The 21,251-nt window shown below is 41.0% G+C and carries 32 protein-coding genes; 13 read left to right on the top strand and 19 right to left on the bottom strand.

Annotation, left to right across the window (positions count from 1 at the left end; all coding sequences use genetic code 11):
* The 6 genes from G6W42_RS08190 to G6W42_RS08165 are packed head-to-tail and all read right to left on the bottom strand — an operon-like array spanning position 1 to position 2,424.
* Positions 1-612, bottom strand: a complete 612-nt coding sequence (locus G6W42_RS08190; protein ID WP_194173625.1) for a phage baseplate assembly protein V — start codon at positions 610-612, stop codon at positions 1-3.
* A complete protein-coding gene (locus tag G6W42_RS08185; protein WP_194173624.1) occupies positions 605-985 on the bottom strand; it encodes a hypothetical protein in 381 nt (126 codons plus the stop codon). The genes G6W42_RS08190 and G6W42_RS08185 overlap by 8 nt, the downstream gene beginning before the upstream one ends.
* A complete protein-coding gene (locus G6W42_RS08180) occupies positions 975-1,220 on the bottom strand; it encodes a hypothetical protein (protein ID WP_148817213.1) in 246 nt (81 codons plus the stop codon). The genes G6W42_RS08185 and G6W42_RS08180 overlap by 11 nt, the downstream gene beginning before the upstream one ends.
* Positions 1,217-1,576 carry a hypothetical protein gene (locus G6W42_RS08175; RefSeq protein ID WP_194173623.1) on the bottom strand — a complete coding sequence of 120 codons (360 nt, stop codon included), beginning with the start codon at positions 1,574-1,576 and terminating at the stop codon, positions 1,217-1,219. The genes G6W42_RS08180 and G6W42_RS08175 overlap by 4 nt, the downstream gene beginning before the upstream one ends.
* Positions 1,577-1,993: a DUF5675 family protein gene (locus G6W42_RS08170; protein WP_194173622.1), complete on the bottom strand. Its 417-nt coding sequence runs from the start codon at positions 1,991-1,993 to the stop codon at positions 1,577-1,579. It lies immediately after the preceding gene.
* A complete protein-coding gene (locus G6W42_RS08165; protein WP_194173621.1) occupies positions 1,990-2,424 on the bottom strand; it encodes a glycoside hydrolase family protein in 435 nt (144 codons plus the stop codon). The genes G6W42_RS08170 and G6W42_RS08165 overlap by 4 nt, the downstream gene beginning before the upstream one ends.
* 150 nt (positions 2,425-2,574) lie before the next feature.
* On the opposite strand from G6W42_RS08165, the gene G6W42_RS08160 reads away from it, so the two are divergent.
* The 11 genes from G6W42_RS08160 (at position 2,575) to G6W42_RS08110 (ending at position 11,452) form a co-directional block, all read left to right on the top strand.
* Positions 2,575-3,027, top strand: coding sequence for a hypothetical protein (locus G6W42_RS08160; protein WP_194173620.1), 453 nt, complete (start codon positions 2,575-2,577; stop codon positions 3,025-3,027).
* On the top strand, positions 3,018-3,866 hold the full coding sequence (locus tag G6W42_RS08155; RefSeq protein WP_194173619.1) for a phage protease: 849 nt from the start codon (positions 3,018-3,020) through the stop codon (positions 3,864-3,866). Before G6W42_RS08160 ends, G6W42_RS08155 begins: the two co-directional genes overlap by 10 nt.
* Before the next feature lies 1 nt (position 3,867).
* A complete protein-coding gene (locus G6W42_RS08150) occupies positions 3,868-4,194 on the top strand; it encodes a hypothetical protein (RefSeq protein WP_194173618.1) in 327 nt (108 codons plus the stop codon).
* A gap of 11 nt (positions 4,195-4,205) precedes the next feature.
* Entirely contained in the window at positions 4,206-5,174 is a 969-nt protein-coding gene (locus G6W42_RS08145; protein ID WP_194173617.1) for a major capsid protein, read from the top strand.
* Between the two features lie 152 nt (positions 5,175-5,326).
* A complete protein-coding gene (locus G6W42_RS08140; RefSeq protein ID WP_103604057.1) occupies positions 5,327-5,725 on the top strand; it encodes a phage protein Gp36 family protein in 399 nt (132 codons plus the stop codon).
* Complete coding sequence (locus G6W42_RS08135; RefSeq protein ID WP_021088424.1) at positions 5,718-6,203, top strand: DUF1804 family protein; 486 nt, start codon at positions 5,718-5,720, stop codon at positions 6,201-6,203. Before G6W42_RS08140 ends, G6W42_RS08135 begins: the two co-directional genes overlap by 8 nt.
* A gap of 8 nt (positions 6,204-6,211) precedes the next feature.
* Positions 6,212-7,855: a phage terminase large subunit gene (gene terL / locus G6W42_RS08130; RefSeq protein WP_194173616.1), complete on the top strand. Its 1,644-nt coding sequence runs from the start codon at positions 6,212-6,214 to the stop codon at positions 7,853-7,855.
* Positions 7,852-9,210: a phage portal protein family protein gene (locus G6W42_RS08125; protein WP_194173615.1), complete on the top strand. Its 1,359-nt coding sequence runs from the start codon at positions 7,852-7,854 to the stop codon at positions 9,208-9,210. Before terL ends, G6W42_RS08125 begins: the two co-directional genes overlap by 4 nt.
* Complete coding sequence (locus tag G6W42_RS10575) at positions 9,200-9,748, top strand: phage minor head protein (protein WP_242042727.1); 549 nt, start codon at positions 9,200-9,202, stop codon at positions 9,746-9,748. Before G6W42_RS08125 ends, G6W42_RS10575 begins: the two co-directional genes overlap by 11 nt.
* 811 nt (positions 9,749-10,559) lie before the next feature.
* Positions 10,560-11,045 carry a phage virion morphogenesis protein gene (locus G6W42_RS08115; protein ID WP_194173614.1) on the top strand — a complete coding sequence of 162 codons (486 nt, stop codon included), beginning with the start codon at positions 10,560-10,562 and terminating at the stop codon, positions 11,043-11,045.
* A gap of 107 nt (positions 11,046-11,152) precedes the next feature.
* Complete coding sequence (locus G6W42_RS08110) at positions 11,153-11,452, top strand: hypothetical protein (RefSeq protein WP_194173613.1); 300 nt, start codon at positions 11,153-11,155, stop codon at positions 11,450-11,452.
* Between the two features lie 27 nt (positions 11,453-11,479).
* On the opposite strand, the gene G6W42_RS08105 is transcribed toward G6W42_RS08110, so the two are convergent.
* The 11 genes from G6W42_RS08105 to G6W42_RS08060 form a co-directional block, all read right to left on the bottom strand.
* A complete protein-coding gene (locus tag G6W42_RS08105; RefSeq protein ID WP_103629331.1) occupies positions 11,480-11,761 on the bottom strand; it encodes a hypothetical protein in 282 nt (93 codons plus the stop codon).
* Positions 11,758-12,261, bottom strand: a complete 504-nt coding sequence (locus G6W42_RS08100; RefSeq protein ID WP_194173612.1) for a phage protein GemA/Gp16 family protein — start codon at positions 12,259-12,261, stop codon at positions 11,758-11,760. Before G6W42_RS08100 ends, G6W42_RS08105 begins: the two co-directional genes overlap by 4 nt.
* 1 nt (position 12,262) lies before the next feature.
* Complete coding sequence (locus G6W42_RS08095; protein ID WP_194173611.1) at positions 12,263-13,225, bottom strand: AAA family ATPase; 963 nt, start codon at positions 13,223-13,225, stop codon at positions 12,263-12,265.
* 270 nt (positions 13,226-13,495) lie between these two features.
* A complete protein-coding gene (locus tag G6W42_RS10685) occupies positions 13,496-13,624 on the bottom strand; it encodes a hypothetical protein (RefSeq protein WP_258030146.1) in 129 nt (42 codons plus the stop codon).
* A complete protein-coding gene (locus G6W42_RS08090) occupies positions 13,621-14,109 on the bottom strand; it encodes a host-nuclease inhibitor Gam family protein (RefSeq protein ID WP_194173610.1) in 489 nt (162 codons plus the stop codon). The genes G6W42_RS10685 and G6W42_RS08090 overlap by 4 nt, the downstream gene beginning before the upstream one ends.
* A 35-nt stretch (positions 14,110-14,144) precedes the next feature.
* Positions 14,145-14,486, bottom strand: a complete 342-nt coding sequence (locus G6W42_RS08085) for a hypothetical protein (protein WP_194173609.1) — start codon at positions 14,484-14,486, stop codon at positions 14,145-14,147.
* A 63-nt stretch (positions 14,487-14,549) separates the two neighbouring features.
* On the bottom strand, positions 14,550-14,807 hold the full coding sequence (locus G6W42_RS08080) for a hypothetical protein (RefSeq protein WP_194173608.1): 258 nt from the start codon (positions 14,805-14,807) through the stop codon (positions 14,550-14,552).
* Positions 14,808-14,841: 34 nt separating this feature from the next.
* Complete coding sequence (locus G6W42_RS08075; RefSeq protein ID WP_194173607.1) at positions 14,842-15,771, bottom strand: AAA family ATPase; 930 nt, start codon at positions 15,769-15,771, stop codon at positions 14,842-14,844.
* A 76-nt stretch (positions 15,772-15,847) separates the two neighbouring features.
* The gene (locus G6W42_RS08070; RefSeq protein ID WP_194173606.1) at positions 15,848-17,113 is read right to left on the bottom strand and encodes a DDE-type integrase/transposase/recombinase; all 1,266 of its coding nucleotides are present in this window, start codon (positions 17,111-17,113) and stop codon (positions 15,848-15,850) included.
* Between the two features lie 167 nt (positions 17,114-17,280).
* On the bottom strand, positions 17,281-17,904 hold the full coding sequence (locus G6W42_RS08065; protein WP_194173605.1) for a helix-turn-helix domain-containing protein: 624 nt from the start codon (positions 17,902-17,904) through the stop codon (positions 17,281-17,283).
* Positions 17,905-18,129 (bottom strand): hypothetical protein, encoded by a 225-nt coding sequence (locus G6W42_RS08060; protein WP_021086766.1) that lies wholly within the window; start codon positions 18,127-18,129, stop codon positions 17,905-17,907.
* An 84-nt stretch (positions 18,130-18,213) separates the two neighbouring features.
* On the opposite strand from G6W42_RS08060, the gene G6W42_RS08055 reads away from it, so the two are divergent.
* The gene (locus tag G6W42_RS08055; RefSeq protein ID WP_194173604.1) at positions 18,214-18,618 is read left to right on the top strand and encodes a hypothetical protein; all 405 of its coding nucleotides are present in this window, start codon (positions 18,214-18,216) and stop codon (positions 18,616-18,618) included.
* On the opposite strand, the gene G6W42_RS08050 is transcribed toward G6W42_RS08055, so the two are convergent.
* Entirely contained in the window at positions 18,545-18,799 is a 255-nt protein-coding gene (locus tag G6W42_RS08050; protein WP_194173603.1) for a hypothetical protein, read from the bottom strand. The genes G6W42_RS08055 and G6W42_RS08050 overlap by 74 nt on opposite strands.
* Positions 18,800-18,989: 190 nt before the next feature.
* Between G6W42_RS08050 and G6W42_RS08045 the strand changes: the two genes are divergently transcribed.
* Positions 18,990-19,595, top strand: a complete 606-nt coding sequence (locus tag G6W42_RS08045; RefSeq protein WP_242042726.1) for a LexA family transcriptional regulator — start codon at positions 18,990-18,992, stop codon at positions 19,593-19,595.
* A gap of 700 nt (positions 19,596-20,295) precedes the next feature.
* Here G6W42_RS08045 and G6W42_RS10865 read toward each other — a convergent pair.
* On the bottom strand, positions 20,296-20,886 hold the full coding sequence (locus G6W42_RS10865) for a methyl-accepting chemotaxis protein (RefSeq protein ID WP_232527126.1): 591 nt from the start codon (positions 20,884-20,886) through the stop codon (positions 20,296-20,298).
* Between the last annotated feature and the right edge of the window lie 365 nt (positions 20,887-21,251).

The following is a 21,251-nucleotide window of genomic DNA, read 5'->3' as shown; positions in this document are numbered from 1 at the left end:
TTAATCCCTTGCAAGTCCGTTATTTGTATGATCTGTTAGGTTGCCACGCCCGTCACTTACGCTGCCGCCAAAGTTTGCATTACCACCTGCTGTGATTGAACCAGTGATCCTTACATCTCCATTTATCTCAAAGCTACCACTACCGCCACCGCTTCCTGCTGTATTTATTGCCCCTTCAATTAGTGTATTGCCGAGCAGCTTGATATCCCCGCTTTTTATAGTTGTATCACTAGCTTCTACCATCACATTCTTAGCCTTTACATTTGCGTTATCGCAAGTTATGTTTATAAGCTTTGGAGATGAAATTTCAAGGCAAGAGCTAGAGCTGTCATAGCTCATCTTTATGCCATCTTCAAAACTTATATGTATTTTTTTATCAGTTGCATCAGTTTTATGTGAACTTTGATAAAGCCCACGAAGCACTACGCCTGAGTTTAGCTCATCATGAACAGGGAGCACTAGCACTTGCTCTCCTACACGTATTGGTGAAAAGCTCACTGCATAAGAGTTGGCATGTGCTTGAAATACCGGCAAAAAATCAGTTACCATCGAACCAATGGCAACTTTTGCACGGTCATTTCTTACTTCGCTTATAATTCCAACTTCAATCATTTATATGCTCACTAAATTTTTTATTTCTTGGCATTCTCGTATACTTTACGCTATGCTTGATCTCTTTTACATCTTCATGTATTTCATTAAGCTTCTCTTTACTCGTTGCGAAATTTGCTGCTAAGATATCGCTTAGCTTTTCAGTGGCACTACTTTGTTTATTTATAGCTTCACTATTTTTATTCACTACATCGATCATCAAATCAGTGTTTTTGCTCGTATATCTACTAAGCAGCAAAAAGACCACCACAAAACCGATAAAGCCAAAAATCGTCATAAAGACGATAAATTCATTTAGCCCCCATGATCCAGCTAAATTTATTAATCCAGCTGTCTCTCTTATCTCATTGCCAAAATCTAGGCTATTTTCCATCTTCTTCCTTTATTCCAAGACATTGTTTTAGTTTTTTTTCGCAATCGCGGTAATAGATCATCTTTGCCTTATGCGTCTCAAATTTGCCGTCGTCTTTTGGCTTATCGGGCATCTTAGCATTGCACCTTACGGGCATATATTTTTCTTTATATACAACACTAGGCTCAGGCACTTGTTTATTCGCGCAGCCTGAAAAAAGCAGAACGAGCACCACAAAGAACACTAATATTCTCATTTAAACAGCTCCTTATATGCAGCCAACTCGCTTTCGCAACTTTTATCTTTGACGTATATCTTCTTTATCCGCTCGACCTCTTTTGACGGGGTATCGTCGATCTTTACCGCGGCAGCCTTTATAGCTTCGTTTTGCAAAGAAAGAGAGGAGTTGCAGGCGTTTAGATTATTTTTTACCGTAGCGTAGTCCTTGGTCAGTCGCTCGTTTTTCTCTTTTACACTTTCAAGGTCTTTAAGCAAGACGGAATTTATGCCCTCTAGCCTTGACTTTTCGAAATACAAATTTACGCAAGCAAAACCTAAAAGCGCGGCTAATGCAAAGCCTACGATAGGAAGTTTAGTTATCAAAAATCCCATTTAAACGCCTTTGTTTATAATTTCTACGGTTAGCGGCTTATTCTTAGCTCGCTCCATAAAGGCTTCAAGCGTCTTTTTGCTATCGTAAATTCCTCTTTCATCCGCTTTCGCGCCTATCAAAACGCAGCCTAGCGTATCTTTGGGGTAGTTTCCAGCGTGAATGAGTATACGGCGGTTTTTGCTTACCTTTTCATTAAAAAGCGTTGCTAAAACCCGTCCGAAGCGCGGGCTATATTCCCACGCCGTCTCGTATACTCCTTGCGGCACGCGTAGATCTCGCCCCGGCGTTACGCAGTCTTCACCCGCGGGTTCAAGAGTATAGCCTGAAAGTAGCGGCTTTTCGTCCGCTTCGCGCAGTTCAAACTTTCCTATCGTGCCGTCACTTATATTTTTAAAGCGCATTATCGTTAACTTCACAATAAGCCTCCTAGTACCTTTTTTGCTCTGTTTGGAGTTTGTTTCGCCCAAAGAGAGCTCATACCGCTTTGATAGGCGGCTTCGTATTCGCCCATTCTTATATGATGCATCGTGGTTACGAATTTCTTCACCTTTGAAACGCCTAGCTGATAGGCCATTTCCATCACTACTTCTTGGACGTTTTGCGGTTTCTCCTTTAACCAATCAAACGTCGCGAATACTGCGGCGGTTAGTTTTTCAAGCTTGAGCTCTAAAATTTTATCGGCCGTCTCTTTGCTCATGGGCTCTACTTTGCCGCCGTTTAGCGCTAGCTCGTCGGCCGTAAGCGCGGCAAGCAAAAAGCCGTAGCCAACGGTCGGTATTCCTAAGCTATCCTCGTAAATACACTCTTTAAAACCCTCGTTTTCTTTGATTTTTTCTATTAAGGTCATGGCATCCTCCAAACTTTTGCCGCAATATTACGCCATACCCATCCCAAAATATATCACGATTTTTTGTCAAAAAACTTTGTTAAAGTCCTGTAATAGATTTTCGGTGCGAAACATTTCATAATTGCGCCAAAAATAAACCAAAGGCGGTAAATGCTGGAAGAATTTGAAAAAGAGCTTATAAATACGATTAAAGAAGTGACCGAACCAAAAAGCTCAGTAATTAGAGCGTATCTGGGCGAGTTTAATAACAAAGAGGAGATGGAGCTATTGATAAAAGGCGGCGAGAGCTTCATATTCGTAGAGTTCGTGGATGAAAAATACGAAAACGTAGTAGAACGAAGTGCGACATATAATATCCATATACTAGCCTGCACTTCAAACAAAAATCAAAACTACCGACAAGCCAATAAATTTAAAGCCTACGCTCTATGCGAGGCGATAGATGAAAAGCTAAGAAACTCGAATTTATGTAACGAGTTTAGGATAGAGCCCCAAAGCGCTAAGGCGTCGCTAAACGATATTACCGACTATGGCTACGTCTACGTGCTCACCAGGCAGATACAAACACAACTTTTAGAAAAGGACGAATTCTTATGCTCATAACAAAAGACTTAATCGCACTAAAGGACGATAAAGAAGGAGTTTTAAGCGAAATTTGCCTGGCCGTAACTGGCGTTTGGCAAGGACACGCTGGAGGAACGTTTAGCATAGACGCCGCCGATATCGAAAAAATGAAACTAAATTTTGACAAACGCAGCCTAGATATAGTGATCGACTACGAGCACCAAACTTTAAGCGGAGAGATAGCGCCTGCTGCGGGCTGGATAAAAGAGCTTTTTATAAAAGACGGCGCGCTTTACGGGCGGGTAAGTTGGACGACTAGGGCAAAAGAATTTATCAAAAACGGCGAATATAAATATCTTAGCCCGGTTTATGACTTTATGGGGATAGATGAAAAAACCGGAGCTTGGCAGGGCTGCACATTGCACTCGGCGGCGCTAACCAATAAGCCGTTTTTAGACGAACTCGGAGAAGTAAGAGCAAATAAAAATTTCACAAAGGAGACGAGCATGGATGATACGAAAAATCCAAAAGGCGAGCCGCAGGCTCAGGCTGCTACGCAAAACGGCGCAAACTATGAGGCTCAGATAGTCGAGCTTAAAAATCAGCTTGATGCCTCTAAACAAGAGGTCGCTACGCTAAAAGAACAACTAGCTCAAAGCGCGGTAGACACGGCTATTATCGCAAATAAGCTGCCAGAAAGTCAAAAGCAGTGGGCACTCAGTTACGCAAAAGCCGATTTAAACGGCTTTAATGAGTTTTTAAAAGGCGTTATGCTGCCGCAGCAAAAAACGAGCATACCGAGCAACGATATGTTTGCCAACAAAAGCCAATCGGACGCAGAAATAGATGTCGTTAAATTTGCATTAGGAGGAGAATAAGATGTCAAACGAACAGAAAAAACCAAAAACCGTCGGAGATGTGGTCGTAAACAAGGTGCTCGGCGTTAACGCCAAAGTAGAGACCACTAAGGCCCTAGAGTGCGGAGCCGTGCTGTTTAGTATTAACGGTGGCGAGAGTTTTGCGGCCGTAACTAGCGACAATCAAACCGCTACTATCGCAAACGCTTCCGCGGTATTTGGGGTACTTTGCGACAACGTAGAAACCACCAAAGAAGCGGACGTGCTTGTGCTCGGCGAAGTGATGCTGGAAAACGCCGCGGCGGAGCTAAAGACCGCATTATTCAAACAAAAAATCATAGTTAGATAAGGAGATAAAAAATGGATGAACTTTTAAAAAAATTTACGGTCGAGGCGATGACTGAGATCATAATTCAGACTAAGGTCGATCAAAATTTTATAACGGATACGTTTTTCAAAAAATGGACTCCGACGCTTTCCAATACCCATAACATTATCATCGAAAAAGGCGCGGGCATAATCCTTGAAAGCGTTAGCGAAAACGGAGAGCACTTGGTGAAAAAAAATCCCGACCAAACTATCATCTCTGTACCGCTTCCTCGCTTCCCGCAGTATGATCTGCTCCCGGCTAGCGAGATGAATTTGCTAAGAACGCTCAATACTCAAAGCGAGCAGCTTAAATCATTGTCTGCGGCTATCGGCAAAAAACTAGCTAGCCAAAAAAGTAATATCACCAATACGGTAGAGTATATGGCTATAGGCGCTATTTTTGGTAAGGTAATGGACGGCAAAGGAAAGGTGCTGTTTGAGCTTAGCGCAAATAGAAAAGAGATAACTATTACGAACACTACCAAGTTGCTAAATTTACTGAATGATATCGAAGCCGCTCAAAAAGAGGTGTTAGGCATCGCTAAGCCTTATATAGCGCTAGTAACTAGGGAGCTTTTCAACGAGTTGCTCAAGATGGCGGAAGACCAAGAAATTTTAAAATTAAAATCTTGCGAAGTCGTGGATAGCAACGGTGCTTTAACCCTTAAACTTTTCGGCAAGACCTTTATGCCTTACGATGCCTCGTACAAAAATACGAAGGGTAAAGATACGAGCTACATGAGCGGCAAAAAAGGCGTAGTAGTGCCTTTGATGGACGATATCTTTGAGATAGTTTATACGAGAGCAAACCATACGTCTGCCATTGGAAAGGCTCCGACTAAATTCTTCGCTGCGGCTCCAGAGGTGCTTGACAAAGGTATGGGCTGGGGCATTGTTAGCGAAAGCAGACCGCTTCCGATCTGCAATAGGCTTGACGCGATCATTGAGCTAAAAATGTAACAAATCGATTTAAAAGGGCTTCACGTCCTTTTAAATCAAAAACGACTAAAACTACGAGAAAAATATTTTAAACGTTTTAACGCGCTTTTAATGCTCGCTAAAAGCTAATAACGAATACGGTCAAAAGGTTTAAAATATTTGGAGACAAAATAATGGTTTTAACAAACGAGGATCTACTAAAAGAAGTTTCTACTAGAGAGCTGCAAGAGCTCAGCGACTTTGAAGGAAGCGGCGCCGTTAATCAAAGCGTCATAGACGATAGCGTAAACGATGCCTTAGCTTATATCTCCTCTTTCATCAAACTTCCGCAAAACCCTACGCCGCTATTAAAAGACATCGGCGTAAATTTAACTATTATCGAGCTCAAAAAGCGCAACAACTTTCCCAAAGAGGCGCTGAATGAGCAGATAGAAAAGATGGACGCTCTACTTTTGAAGATGGCTAACAAGAAGCTTCCGAGCCAAATAGAAGACGATAGCGCGCCCAGGCTCGGTATAAGAGCGTTTAGACACAGCGAGAAAAAAATGGACTTAAAGGATTTAAATGGCTGAGAAACCGAATATCAAAGAGCTAGCAAAAGAGCTATATTTAAAAGGCTTCAGCCTTGAGCGCATAGCCGAAATTTTAAACAAGACCGTAAAAACCATAAAAAATTACAAATCTCAAAACGGCGACTGGGACGAACTAAAAGCCGCAAGCTATCTAAATAAAAGCGGAGAAGATAAGCAAAACATCTATCAAAACTTTATCGAAGAGATGCGCCTGGCCGTAAAAGATATAAGAGAGAGTGAACTGCCTGCGGGCAAAAAGGCCGAGGCGCTTTCAAAGATAGGCGATAGCTTTGTTAAGATGACCAAAGTTGCAAGCTACGAAAATCCGGCGGCATACCGCTTAAGCATCGCCAAAAAGGTCATTATGCTGGTAGTCGATAAATTTAAAGACGACGAGAACAAAGAGTGTATCAAAAAACTCGTAGAGCTCATCGAGAGCGAGAAATTCGTCAAAGCTATCGAAGAACTCGACGTTTAGGATGATGTATGCTTTTTTCAAGAGATGAGTTAGACAGCTTCCTAGAAGACAGTAGAGAAACGCACAAGCAAGCCGGCGCCGTAGAACCCGAGCTTAGCAAGCTCACGCGCAAAGACTTTTACGGCTGGCTGGAGGAGCTTAGCGGCGAGCTAAAAGAGCAGATACATCTAAATAGCCCTCTGTCGCCAAAAGATAGGGCCGCAAGAGTAAAACGCGCCGAGCGCGATTTTATGTTTTTTGCAAGGACTTATTTCCCGCACTATTTTAGCATTAGTAGCTCTTGCGCTCTTCACGAGGATCTAGCGCAGATTTTTGAAGCTATGACGCAAAACGCAAGCGGAGACAAATACGCCCGCGCCGCACCGCGCGGTCATGCAAAGACCACGTACTGCTCGCAGCTCCTTCCGCTTTGGTGTATTTGTTTTAGCAAGAAGCGCTTCATTGTCGAAATTTCAGACGCCGTAGAATTGGTCGAGGGGTGTCTTGAAGCCATCAAAGCCGAGCTTGAGGACAACGCCAATCTAAAAATGGACTTCCCGCACGTTTGCGGCGCGAGCAAGAACTGGAAGATAGGCGAGTTCGTATCCAAAAACGGAGTCAAGCTTAAGGCTTTTGGCTCGGGTAAAAGACTGCGCGGCGTAAAATTCGGCGTTTATCGCCCCGATCTAGTAGTCCTAGACGACCTGGAAAACGACACCAATGTGCGCAGCAAAGAGCAACGCGACAAGCTCGAGGAGTGGCTAGACGAAGCGGTTTTAAATTTGGGCAGCGTAGACGGTAGCCTCGACGTGCTTTATATAGGCACCGTACTTCACGCAGATAGCGTTTTAGCTAGGAAGCTCAAGCTTAAATTTTGGAATGCCAAAAAGTACCAAAGCATCATAAATTACCCAAAGCGTATGGATCTGTGGGAGAGATGGAGCGAGCTTTACAAAAACGTCTCAAAAGAGGCTAGCGAAACGTTTTATTTAAAAAACAAAGCCCTTATGGACGACGGGGCACGGGTGCTTTGGCAGGATGCGCTACCGATTTTAAAACTCATGCAAAAGCGCGCCGAAAACTTGAAATCTTTTAACAAAGAGCAGCAAAACGATCCGCGTAGCGAGACTCAAATTTTCACCAAAGAGAGTATGCATTTTTACCGCGAACTTCCGAGGTGCGATTACTTCGTGATGTATATCGACCCCGCAGGCGAAAAGAAAAAGAGCGACTATACGGCTATAACGGTGCTAGGAGTGAGCAAGGCAGAAGCCAAGATATATGTAGCAGAAAGCATAGTAGAGGTCATGAAGACTAAAAAGACCATCAAAGAGATCATTAGGCTTAATCAGCTCTATAAATGCCGCGTTTGCGCGATAGAGAACAACGGTGGGCAGGAGTTTTTTAGAGGCTGGATCAGAGAAAAGGCCTTCGAGATAGGCGTAAAACTACCTTTAAAAGGCGTGAATAATACCGCAAGCAAAGGGCAAAGAATAGAGGAGCTTGAAGTGCCTATAGAAGACGGCGAAATACTCTTTCATCAAAGTCAAAGCTTGCTTATCGAGCAGCTTACGGAGTATCCCGAAGCCAAGCACGACGACGCACCCGACAGCTTGGCGGGCGCATACGACTTAACGAAACTAAAAAAGAAAGTAAAAAGGCGTATGAGATGATATTTGACAAATTATTTAAAAATAAATCCGAGCAGCCACAGCGCAAGAAGGCGGCTCTCATCCCCCAAAACGGTACCCTGATAGATTTGCTGATAAATACAGGAGTTTCGAGTGTAGGCGACGACGATATGGATATGATACTAGCCGATCTTACCGTTACGCAGTGCGACGTGAGCCGCAAGTCCGTGACCGAGAAAAAAGAGATCCAAATCGTTTGCGACGATGAAAAAATTAAGGACGAATTTAAAAAGATTTTTAATCCCGACGTAGTCAGCCAAATTTTAGAGACCTATCTTTACGGATTAAACGTATTCGAGATTAACTACAAAGAAAAAGAAGGTCTTGTATACCCAAGACTAGTGCAGCGCGATTTTAGGCAGTTTAAATTTAACGACACGGGCGAGTTCACATTTAATGCGAGCGGAAGCGAGCGAAGTATTCCGCCTTTAAAAGTTATATACGCATTAAACAGAGCGAATTTTAGAAAGGTATACGGAGACGGGCTGCTTAAAAAGCTGTATTTCCCAGTCAAGATGAAAAACGCCAGTTTAAAGTTTTGGTTTAGGTTTTTAGAAAAATTCGGATCGCCCTGGGCGATAGCAAAAACTAGCTACGAGCCCGATGAAATGGCTGCAGAAGTGCAAGCTATGCTTAGCGGCGATAGCGCGGTCATAGACACGGACGAGGAGATCACGCTGGTGCAGCCTACCTCAAACGTAGATTTTACGAGACTTCCCGCATACCTCGACAATCAAATCAGTAAGGCTATTTTAGGCGCAAATTTGACTAGCGATGTAAAAGAGGGAAGCTATGCCGCGGCAAAGACACATAATGAAATCAGAGAGGATTTGGCCGCAAACGATGCTAAAATTTTAATCTTCGTGATGAACAAGGCCATAAGCTTTTTTAAGGAAATCAACGGCTATAACGGCGAGCTTTACGCAAAACTATTCGACGAAGACGCTCCTAATACCGAGCGCGCCACAAGAGACAAAACGCTATACGATATGGGCTTTGCTCCGACCAAAAAATATATAACCTCGACTTACAATATCGAGATCGACGAAAATGCCTGGGCGCAAGAGAAAAATTTAAAAGCTAATAAAGCTAATTTAACAGCCTTAAAAGGCTCTTTAAAGGCTTTAGATAGATTTGATAAAGCCACGGACGAGATGGATATCGAGGGCGGCGAGATAGAAGCGACCTTAAACAAACTAATCGCAAGCAGCGAGACTTACGAAGAAGCTTTCGATAAGCTTTACGAGCTTTACGATCTACCCTTTGAAAAGCTTGAGCCCTTGATGTTTAAAGCCGTAGCAAACGCTCAGATGTTGGGATATCTAGATGAAATTTAGTTTTTTCGAGGAGCCTACGGCGGTTTATGAATATTTAAAGAGCAAAAAGCCCCAAGCGCACTTTGATTACGACGAGATTATGCACGACGCCCACAAAAAGGCTTTTACAATAGCCAAGATGACAAATTTAGACCTTTTAAAAGATATGCAGGCTTCGCTCGCCAAAGCCTTTAAAGAGGGCGTTGGGTTTGACGAGTGGAAAAAGAGCGTAAAGCCTATGCTTGCAAAGAAAGGCTGGCTAGGAAATATCAAGGTAAAAGACCCAAAGACCGGCGAAGAAAAAGAAATTTACGTAGGCAATAGGCGGCTAAGGACTATATTTAATACCAACATGAGAACGGCCTACGCCAAGGCTAGGTATGAAAGCCAGATGGAAAGCCTAGGCGAATACTTCCGCTATACTGCAGTGCTTGATAGCAGAACAAGAGAAGCCCACAGGAAGCTTCACGGCAAGACACTACCTAAAACTGATAAATTTTGGGATACCAACTATCCGCCAAATGGCTGGGTGTCGCTGCAAGGTGCAGGTGCTAACTGAGGCTGAATGTATAGCCAGAGGTATCGTGCCACTTGCAGATGGCTCTTTTTTACCTCAAGCTGCAGAAAAAGACTTTAGATACAACCCAGGCAAAGTAGATAAAACAGACGAAATTTTAAAAGATAAGCAAAATAAGGCCTTGGACGCCATTACTTCAACTCTTGCAAAGAAAAATTTAAAACAGACATTAGAAAACTTCGAGCACGAAAGGGATATTTATGTTTGGCAAAAAAGCTTAGATGACGCAGTAGATGAGCTTTTGGTAAAGAAGAATTTAAAAGCTCCGATAGTCGCCTTTGCGCTAGGAAAACTAGGTAAAGACGTCATAAAAAAGAGCGAGAAGCTGCTGGGTGTCAAAATAGAGACTGAGCATATAGCAGGAGACAAACACGGCATACTCCACATCAGACCTGAGCGCAAAAGGCAATATGGGCAAGATTTGCGAATAGAAGAGATAAAAAAGATAGTAAAAACTTTAGCTGACGATAAAACTCCCGTAAGCGTAGATACCGTGAATAAAAACATCGTATTTTGGTTCGAGGATGAAAAAGATGCGAGCAAGATAAACAAGATCGTCATAGACCTAAACTACAAATTGAAGAAATTCGGACTTACTAATTATATGGCGACGGCAAGCAAGGTAGACAAGACTAATGAGAAAGAAGCACAATTTATAAAAATCAGATGACGGCGGGAGTTGCACCCGCAATACAGGTCCGATCTCGCAAGGCGAGCACCTATCGACTACTACATTGCGATCATCAATCATCTGATTAGCACTAATTATACCACTCTCAAGGAATAAAGGCAAATGATAGAAGTTAAAGGCTTAGAAGAGCTGCAAGCTAAGCTAAAATCTCTGCAAAACATCGAGAAAAAAACCAAACCGCTAATGCAAACGCTAGGCAATATCTTACAAAACGAAATAGAAGCTAGTTTTGAGAGCGAGAGCAGTCCGTTCGGACAAAAATGGCAAGCCTTGAAACCTAGTACGATTAGGCAAAAACAAAAATTAGGAAAGTCATCTAACATTTTAAGATCAGACGGAAATTTGGCAGATAAATGGGTAGTTAAAGCAGGCGATAAAAAAGCCACGGTATCTAATAATACGAATAAAAACGGCTTTGCTTATGGACTAGTTCATCAATTTGGCACCAATAAGGCGGGGCGAAGCAAAAACGTAAGAATCGCGGCTCGCCCGTTCTTACCGGTAGATAAAAGCGGAAAGTTGCCTGACAAAACCGAAGAAGTCGTAAAAAAAGTAGCTATAAAATTTGTAAAGGATAGCTTTAAGTAGTAGTCTAGTCTCTTCTATTTTTTTTAAATTCCCAAAATTAATTATATTTTAAGAAATTTTCTTTATCAAAATAAGTTAAAATATTATAAAAAATTAAGGAGGACAAAATGACGCCTTTTATTAATTGTCAACAAAGCAGGGTTCTAGATTTCCTAGAAAAACAAATATCATCTATGCAAGATGAAAACATTAAGAAAGATGTTTTAGGGCTTTATGTTGATCTATGCAAAGGCTTTATGGCTACTGAAAAAGAGGTTTGGCAATCCAATAGTCAAATGGGAGTAGACAACTATAAAGCAAATTTGGATTATCAAAACAAAACACAGGTAAATAACGTAGAACTCCAAAAAACGTTCAATTCATCCAGTTCGGTTGCTTCTACTCCATACTTTATACAAAATACGTAATGGCGATCAGGCCATTACGTATAGTCTTTACTCGAACAAACTAGGCTCTCTTAACTCTTTGGTTATGGCACAAACGCTGTTATAGCTCAAGTTATGCTTTGCGGCGATTTCGCGAATGACTACTGGGCGTGGCTTGCCTAGCTCTATGCCTTCTTCGTATTCTTTGAGTATATCGTAGTTTCTAAACGTACCTTTGTAGCTTGGCACGTAAATATTTGCTCCGCCGTATTCTTTAATGATGTCAGCCATGTTTTCGCTCTCTTTGACGCGGTTGTAGAACTCGGCAAATATATCGAAGCTATTTATCATTTGTAGTATTTGTCTTTCATTTGAATAAGGGCTTGCACGACGTCGGCGGCATCGGATCTTGATAGAAATTTAAGATGCAAAGGTCTGATTTTAACTATCCTAAAGATGAACTCTCTTAAAGCCATGCCTGTTTTTACGTTGGCTATCTCTTCCCAGATACCGGTCATAGTTTCAAGTTGCTTTTTAGTAGCGTATAGGCTGCCTTTAGCGGGCGTTAGATCTTCGCCGGCTACAAAAGAAGGACTAGACGTTTTGTTTGCTTTGGTTTTGCGGGTTGCTTTGGTTTTGTGCGCAGGTCTTTTAAAATTTGTGTCTTTATGGGGCTTGTATCCCACGACCTCTAGCACAACCCTAAGCTCCTCTATACTTAGCTCTTTCAGGCTATCTTTGCCAAATTGCGCCCGTAAATATACTTTCCTGCACTCGTCATCCACGAAATAGTTGTGCTTCAATGTTTGTATCATTTTTATATAGTATTTTTTTAGTTCGCTCGTATTCATCTCAAACCGCCAAATTTAAGGTATTTTCCCTTATAGTTGTAACAGTTGTATCGGTTGTAGTCTCCGCTTTACAACTATATATCACGCTCTTGCCCATTTTACGGCTAAACCATAGCTTGCCGTCGAATTTATCCAGGCAATCCCTAGCCGTTCTATCGTCTTTTTCGTAATTCATAGCGTTTAGTAGCTCGGTCTTGTTTGCCTCGCCGCCGGCTAGTATCTTTTGCGCTAGAGTAGTAAAATTTAGCTCGTATTCACTCATTCTAGCTACTTCAACGTCAAGCTCGTTTAGTTCTAAATTTAGCGTTTTTACACAAAAACCGCTATCTTTTACTCCGGCTCTTTCCTTGGCTACTTCAAGTAAGAAATTTAACTCGTTTTCCTTGCTAGGGCGTTTTAGTAGATGATACATAACGTCGAGAGAATTTCTTATATGGTTGCTGCCTTGATAGTTTTTACCGTCTTTGTTAGAGTGATGCAAGATGATGATCGTGGCTCCAGCTTCGCGTAAATTCTTAAGTGCGCCGAACAGCCTATTTATGCGGTTGTCGTTGTTGATGTCTACGAAATCCCGCAAGCTATCCAGGATAAAAACGCAATCTTTGTAAGCTTTGCCTACGGCATTTTCTTCTAGCTTTAAAACAAGCTCGAATCCGCAAAGCTCCAAAGTGGAGCGCTGGATATAATTCATATTCTCGTAGCTTTCTATAAGTAACCTATCTACGCCGCGCTGTTTGAGTACGCCTACTGGGTTGTCGTAGTCTATGAAAAATACCCTTTGACCCTCTTTGCAAAGTTTTTTAGCTAGAGCAAAGGCCATGTAGCTTTTGCCCGTGCCACCGTCCGCGTAGATCAGTGTGATTAGCTGCTTTACTAAAAAGCCCTCTATCAAAAACTCGACCTTTTCGTTGAAACTATCCTTGGTTAGGCTAGAACTTTTTAAAAACTCGAAAATTTCGCTCATTATAATCCTTTTTTCCACAGCTCTTTTTCTAAAAATCCACGGCTTAAACCGCTACACCTAGCTAACTTAGATACGTTTAGTTTTCCGTTTTTAAAACGGTAAAAACTAAGATCGTAGCTTAGGACATTATTAAGTCTAGCTTGATACGATTCTCTCTTTTTTGCGTGCAGATTATTAAGATGAATTTTTTGTTTAGTTGTCAAACCGTCTTTCCTTAAAATTAAACCCTTTAAAGAGCGTTAAAGTGGTTTAAAACGCTCTTTAAAGGGCTTAAAGCCCTTTAACGCAAATTCTTAATTTTTCTCGTCTTACAAACCTAGGCAAAAGCCTATTTTTGCTATCTTTTAACTTTTTATATTCACTCCAGTAAATTTGAAAATCGCTCTTTATCTCGTTCATTTTCCTACCTCCAAACTCTCTATTTTAGGCACTATCCTAAAATTATCTTTTACCACTCTTTTAAGACCGAGCTTTACCAAATCCTCGTCTTTTAGCTCCGCAAGCGCTTCTTTATTAGGCTTTTCTTCGTATATGATGCACTCTTTGCCTAGCCCAAACGCCTTTATGGAGTTTAGCAAGCTCTCAAGCTTGGCTTTTACGCTAGGTACTCTTACGCTCTTACTTATGCGATAGCCGATCTCGCCGAAGGTAAATTCCTTAGAGCGTTTTTCGGCAAATTCAGCCTTATTGTCCTCACAAAATAGTGTGATTTGCTGCTCAATGTAGCTTTTTTCGCTCTCAAGTCTTTCAACTTCACTCTTTCTAGCTTCTTTTATACGGTTGCATTCAAGCGTTACTTCGCCATTGATTTTTTCTATACCTACGCTTACTTCGCATAGTCTTTTTAAAGCAACGTCTACGTCGCTAAAACTACTTATTTGCATCTTTTACTCCTCATTAAAAATTTTTATTAGCCCTATCACTCAAACAAACTAAATTTAAGCTCACTAAGACCATATTCTTTAGCCCATGCCGCCTCTTGTGCCATGCCCTTACTCTTGTCGCTCCATTTGCACGGGTGGCTGTAGTAGTAGCTGCACACTCTAAGCAGTTCTTCGCAGTTTTTCATTACTCTTTCACGCTCAAGCTCGCTATATACGTCTATCCACGCAAGCACGGGCGAGATAGGCTCGTAGCCATTAGCTCTGACGATAGCGCAAGCCTGCTGCGCTATTTGCTTAGCGTAATAGTTTCTGTCTCTGTCTTTACACTCGATGCTGGCATAGGGCGTAGAAACAAAGACGAGTCTCGCTGTTTTCATTTATTCTCCTTTCTTAAAATTTAACTTTATAGGAAGCTCCGCAGAGCTCCCGAAAAATCAAAATTAAGCTGCCGTATCGATTACTTTGCCGTCGGCGGTTCTTATGATATATTTGCCTACTAGCTTAAACATACTCTTTGAGTAGTCGGCCTTTTGACCCTTTATCATATTTCCGCGCCTTATGCCCCATAGCTCACCTTTAGCACTTACTCTCATTTCAAATCCTTTTTCTTCAAATTCTCTTACCAGTCTAACTAGCCCCGCCGCTTGTGTTCGATCAACTGCGCTATTTTCAAGAGGATTTATAGCTATATCCATCATTTTTTACTCCTTACAACTATTACAACTGTTACAACTATAAAAGCAACATCTTCGTAGCCTCTTTGACTACGTCTTCATTTATAAGGGTCTTTGCATATTCGCTTAGCATCTTCGCCCTTCTTAACAGCTTTTCGGTCTTTCTGAAATTTCCTTTAGCTAGCGCTTCTATTAGATCGATGCATGGTTTTTGCGTTACGCCGAAGTTTTTACAAACTGCTTCTAGATCGTCTCTTATCTTTTTCTTATCTTCGTCTACGTAGGAAAGTCCGCATAGTATCCATTTATTTCCGACTCTCGAGCTTAGCTGTTCTAGCTCGTTTCCGCTCTTTGAAGCTGTTAAATTTATGAGCAGCTTGTTAGTACCCACAAGCACCAGAGTAGCACGACTAAAATCGTGCATCCTGCGCAAGCTTTCAAGCGCACGATAAGGCAAATGCTCGGCCTCGTCTATAATGATTGTTCTGCTTACCTTTTTTAGGGCTTCCGCGCTTTGACGTATTAGCTCATCTATGCTTCCTTTGTCGTTTAGTCCGAGCTCTCTGGCTAAAATTTTAAAAAGACTCTTTGCGGACGTATTTATGGTGGCTTCAATTAGAATGCTGTCCGGATGCGTTCTTGCGTATTCTCGCACGGCTCTAGTCTTTCCGCTGCCAGCTACCCCGCTTATCATCGCCATATCCCTATCTTGCACCGCCCAGCCGATCACCGCATGTATGCTCTTGGCGTCCTTGGTTTTTACGAAAGGTAGCTCGTCTTGTAAAACGTCCACTTTTTGGATAAAATTGTCAAGATAGTTCTTAGCTGGCTCTTCTACTTTGTCGGCATACTTGTAGCTAGAGCCTTCCTTTATATATCCCGAAATATACGCGGGATTTATTCCCAACGCCGTAGCAAATTTGTTCTGACTCATACCGCTTGATTTATTAGCTTCGATGAAGTCTTTTATTCTGTCTGCTAACTGCATTTTTCCTCCTTTGATTTTGTTTTTTAAATGTTTTAAACGCCGTTTAATAGGACTTTAAACGACCTTGAAAGCATTTTTATTCTCCGCTTGCTATCTCTATAGCGTCATCTACGGAAAATTTCTTTTTAGTTGTTCGCTCTGTGGTAAATTCGTTTAATTTATCGTAATCAAACCCAGCGTTTATTATGTTATTTACCTCTTTTTGCTTTTTTATGGTCTCTTTTAGCGTCTCTATCTTGTCGTCGTCCTCGTATTTGAAGTTTTCAGGTTTTAACGCCTCTTTATGGGCTTCAAGCATTACTTCGAGGTCGTAATTTACGTTTAGTCTCGTAAATTCGCTAAATTCGGCGCGTTTGATGACGGCGCGGATAGCTTTCATATCGTCTTTAAAGACCTTTTTAACGGCCTTATATGTTTCCGCGCTCATAGGACATATCTCTTTATCCTTTGCTTCGCAGATGAAATTTCCTTCCATATCAAACACAAATATCGAGCTTACGTCGTCTATATTTTCTCCAACTAGTACCGGCGTTTTTACGGCCGGGAGAAACGCCGAGCCGAATTCTCTTGCATCGTAACTAATTCCCTTTTTGCCTACCATTCTAGACTCCAATCCTCCCGCATGTAGCATAAACTCCTCTTTTCTTACGCCGCGAAGCGGAGTCGTATCACTATTCCAGCGATCCATCGGGCTTGATTTTTTGCGTCCTACGCTCATTATGTCCCATTTAAGCACCTCGGCTTCAAATTTAACCCTTGCCTGATCTAGCGTTAGTAGGTATTTAAGGTTGGTCTTTTTAACAAACCCTAGCTCGTCTTTTGCGGATCTGTCTTTTTTAGGCGTTCTTTGTTCGATTGCCTCTCTCATGGCTAGGTTAAATCCTATATACCCTGGCGTTTGAGAGATGCCTGCATGCTGCATCACTCCAAAGTGTCTCTCTACAAAGCCCTTTTCGTCGCCGCTATATGCTATGGCTCTATCGTAGTCGATATTTAGACCGTTTAGTAGATGCTGGAACTGATCGCTTAGGTAGTCTTTACCGTTGTCGCCCTTTATGTAGTCTGGTTTGCCTAGCTTACTAAGTGCTTTCCACATGAGCCTTACAAGGCCCAGGGCATTTGATTTTCTCTCTATGCTGGCTACGCATCTGCCGCTATATACGTCCACGATGCTAAGGATATTGGCTCGTATAGCCTCTCCTTTTTCTCCGTCTCTTACCATCACGTCAAGCGGCGAGCTATCTATCTGCCAGCATTGGTTGCGTCTGGTTATCATCTCGCCCTGATCGCCCAGAGCTGGCTGGAAGTAGCTTTTCGCTTTATCTTCGCCTTTCGTGATCATTATGTATTCAAGCTTGTTAATGGCGTAATAGCCGTCTAGGTATCTTTTTATTACGCCTGCGTCAAAGAGTGGTTTTATCTTTCCGGTTAGAAATTTCGGATAATTATGCGCTTCGCCTCTGCGCCTAAAATACTCTTGATGGAGTCTGCGGTAAAGCTCTGTTATATTTAACCCGCCTGCGCCGTAAGCGCGGAAATTTCAAGTATAAACTCCTTCATCCACTCTTCAAGCACACTGGCGTTTTTCCTATGTTTGCCTCGTTTGTCTATTAGCGCTACCGCGCCTTTTTCCTTATAGGCTCTTTGCCATCTAAAAAGGTTTGCCTGGCTTTCGCCGCTGTCCTCACAAAACTTTTTACATGACACACCATGTTTTTTAGCCTCTTCATACTCTTTTAGCACTCTGATTTTTTTATTTATTTCCTCTTTTTCGTCATCGTCCAGCACCGCGTATTCCTTACTTAAATTCTCTTCTTTACCGCCGCTCGCACCCTCTTTGTTCTTGCCGCCGCCCTTGATCTCGCTAAATTTCATCTGTCTAAATCCGCTTTGCTCCGAGCTATCCTCTACGTATACGCATACATCTTTATCTGCCTTGCCGCTCTTTATCGCCGCGTCTATGTCGGCGATCTCTACTGCAAATAGCAGCTTCGCTCCACCACGGCTTCTGGTGCCGGCGTCTTTTATGCGGACGAACGGGTATTTTTGGGAGTTGCGCCTAGCAGCTTCTTTAAGAGCGCTCAAAGAAACGCCGAAAATTTCAGCAGCCACAGCAGTTTCGACATAGATCATTTAGCTAGCCTTACTCTCTTCTTGTTCTTTTTTGAGACCACTTGGAAGCTCTTTGATTATTCCCTCACTTAAAAGCACTTCAAATACCTTCCTTGAAGTAGCGAAATTTTTACTACCTGCCACTTGACCACTTATCACCATATATGTAGTTCTCTCACTAAGATTGTGCTTTTTAGCCCACTGCCTTATGCTTATGCAGTTATCGGTAAAGTATTTTTTTATCATCTTGCACTCCTTTCTTCTAATTTTCATTGCTAAGTCGGCTGTTTTTGGCTCCTTTTTGGTAGAATCAACTAAAAAGGAGCGACTATGAGTCTTTATAAATACGTTTCCAATATTGAAAGCATTATTGTAGAGATAGGCAAAGAGATGAGCCAAAAAGATCTAACGACCGTTAAAAAGCTATTTGCTAACGCCAATTTCGATCCGGAGCCTTTATCTAGCCTTTTGCCCGTAACGCTTGAGTATATCGGTAAAACGCCGAAAGCTCGTCAAAGCTTTATCGCTAAGCAAAAAGATCAAATGGTTATTAGGATTTATGCCATCTATGTACTTGCTAGAGCTTACGAGGTTGCTGAAATCTCGGAAGATATTGTAAGTAGCGTAGGAGCTTCCTACCGAAGCTTCGCTCAAACCGCCGCTAGCGCCTCTCGTCATCTATCTCACGAGAGTTTTTGCGAGAAAGCTTATCGTTTGCTTGACGGTCATTGTTAGATATAATGGCCTCCATACTTTCTTTGGCTTCGCCTACTTGCACTCTGATATTATCGGCTAAATTTTCGATCAGCTCTCTTCTTTGAAACACCCCGTCCATCACGGATATCTCCGTTATCATCTCGCTAAACGTTTGTATGGCGCTAAGAGATTTGCCAAGATCTATTAAGTTTTTATCCATTGAGTATCCTTTTATGTTTAAAAACCGACTTAACAATGAAAATTTAAAGAACTATTTTTCAAACCTTTGAAAGATTTAATCTCAAATAAGATATAATTTTTCGTAGATTTGAAAGAATTATACAGACATTTGCATACATTGTCAAGATATATTTTAAATTTTTGCATACTTTTTTATAAAAGGGGTATTTATGGATCAAAACTCAAGAGAAATTTTAGACAGATGGAAAACTAGTCTGAATATAAAGACCGATAAAGAGCTTCGCGAAAAATTAGGTGTTGAGAGACCAGCAATGGATAAATGGATTAATAGAAATTCTATACCAGACACAGCATTTAAAAAATTTGATCAAGTATGTAAAAGTATGCAAAAGCAAAGTAACGCAGATGGCTACTGGATAAAAAAAATAAACCAAAAAGTCGGTGCAGGCACGAGTGTAGACATAACGGAAGTCGATGTTATAGACGAAGATGATAAGTTTTTTGTTCCAGCGACTTTTTTTAAAACTATAATGAAAAACGAAAAACTACGCATGGCTCAAGTTGACGGCTATTCTATGGTGCCGATGCTTCATCCCGACAACTGGGTTATTTTTGAAAAAACAAAAGAATTTAAAGGTGACGGCTTGTATGTGATAATGTATAACGACAATCTTATGGTGAAACTCCTACAAAAAACGCCGCGCGGAAATTTATATATCAAAAGTACGAACAAAGACTATGAAAGCTTTGAGCTTGACGAAGATACTTATGGGTCTTGTCTTATAGTCGGCAAAGTGATTAAATGTATTATTTAAAATAAGCTTAAAATGTGTCTTAATCAAGAATGCCAAATTTTTAAGAATAAAACCTTTTAATTGTGATATTTTTACGATGTGTCTTAATAAGATTTTGAATATATCGCCTCTTGATACATTTAAGACACATTAAGTTTAATTAAGACACATTTTTTGCATTTTTTTGTGTCTTAATGCCCATATTTTTAAATTTTATCTATGTTCTTGACGGCAAACCTTAAGCGGTATTGCCCTTGATGCGTAAAATCTTGGGACGATTTTTGGGACGCTTTAAAAGGTGTTTAAAGGTCGATTATTTGGTATTTAAAGTCTTTTTGCGATGTTAATTTTTTCCGCTTTTTTGGGATAAAACGGACGATTTGGGATTATAGGGATTTTTCTTGCAGCTGAATTTTTACATTACAACTGAGAGTGAAGCTTTTTAAAGTGCCTATTTTTCGCGCTTTCAAAAATCTCGCGCTAAAATTTCTCACTCTCATTTTCTATACCCCCTCACACAATTCTTGCGAGTGAATGGAATTTTAAAATTTGCAAATACTAAAGGTATGAGCAGAAAAAAACAAGATAAAATTTAAAGCAGCTATATAAAGAATTAAATTTAAAAATATTAAAAACCCCAACCCAGCTTAAACCAGGTTGGAGTTTATTAAATTCAGTAGTTTGCATTAAACAAATTTAAGTTTGTTTGTTAAGAAGTCTTTTAAAACCTCTTCTTCCTAACCTCTTCAACTATGGCTTTAGCCATCTCATCTACTTCTGATGTTACTTCATTTGCTTGGTTGGCAATTACAACATTTTCTTTTGTTAGATTATCTATTTGAGCAACTGATTGATTTATCATATTTATGCCTTCACTTTGCTCTTTGATTGATTCACTCATCTCATTTATTGATTGAGCTAATACATTTGTATTTGCTTCTATCTCACCAAGTGATTTTTGAGTTCTCTCAGCTAGCTTTCTAACTTCATCAGCCACGACGGCAAATCCTCTACCATGTTCTCCTGCACGTGCAGCTTCAATTGCAGCATTAAGTGCTAGAAGGTTTGTTTGATCTGCTATATCTCTAATGATAGTTATGATGTTTTTAATTTCATCTGATTGTCTTATAACATCAGCTGTCTTTTGAGAGATGGCATTCATTGAGCTAGACATTTGCTCAACTGCAGCTGCAGATTCTTGTAAGCTATTTGCTTGAGTATTTGCTGAGCTTGCTACTTTAGAAACTGAGCTTGCTAGAAGTTTAGCTTTTTCTTCTAGTACTTGTGCTTGGTTTAGATTGTCATTTAGCATTTTAGATATCTCTATGCCTAGAGAGTTTATACCACTTGCTATCTTACCATCATCATCAAGTCTTTTTGTAAAGTCTTGGTTTTTATAAGTGTTTAGTAGATCAAGTACATCTTTGCCATTACTTGAGATTGCATTTTTAAGAGCAAGTTGTAGATCTTTAAATGTGCTTTTTAGTTGATTTAGAGCTGGGTTATTAGTATCTGCTTCTAGGCTTGCTTCATAGTTGCCATCTTTTATCTCATTTACAAAGGTATTGGCTTTTTGGATGAAGATACTTTGATCTTTCATACCATCTTCAATGGCCTTTGTGTTTTTGTTTATGAGCTCTGCCATTTGACCAAATTCATCTTTAGATGTTATCTCTA

This window comes from Campylobacter concisus, from assembly GCF_015230015.1.
Lineage (GTDB): Bacteria > Campylobacterota > Campylobacteria > Campylobacterales > Campylobacteraceae > Campylobacter_A > Campylobacter_A concisus_AF.
Note: the sequence above shows the minus strand (reverse complement) of the source record. Positions and strands in the feature narration are given on the sequence as shown.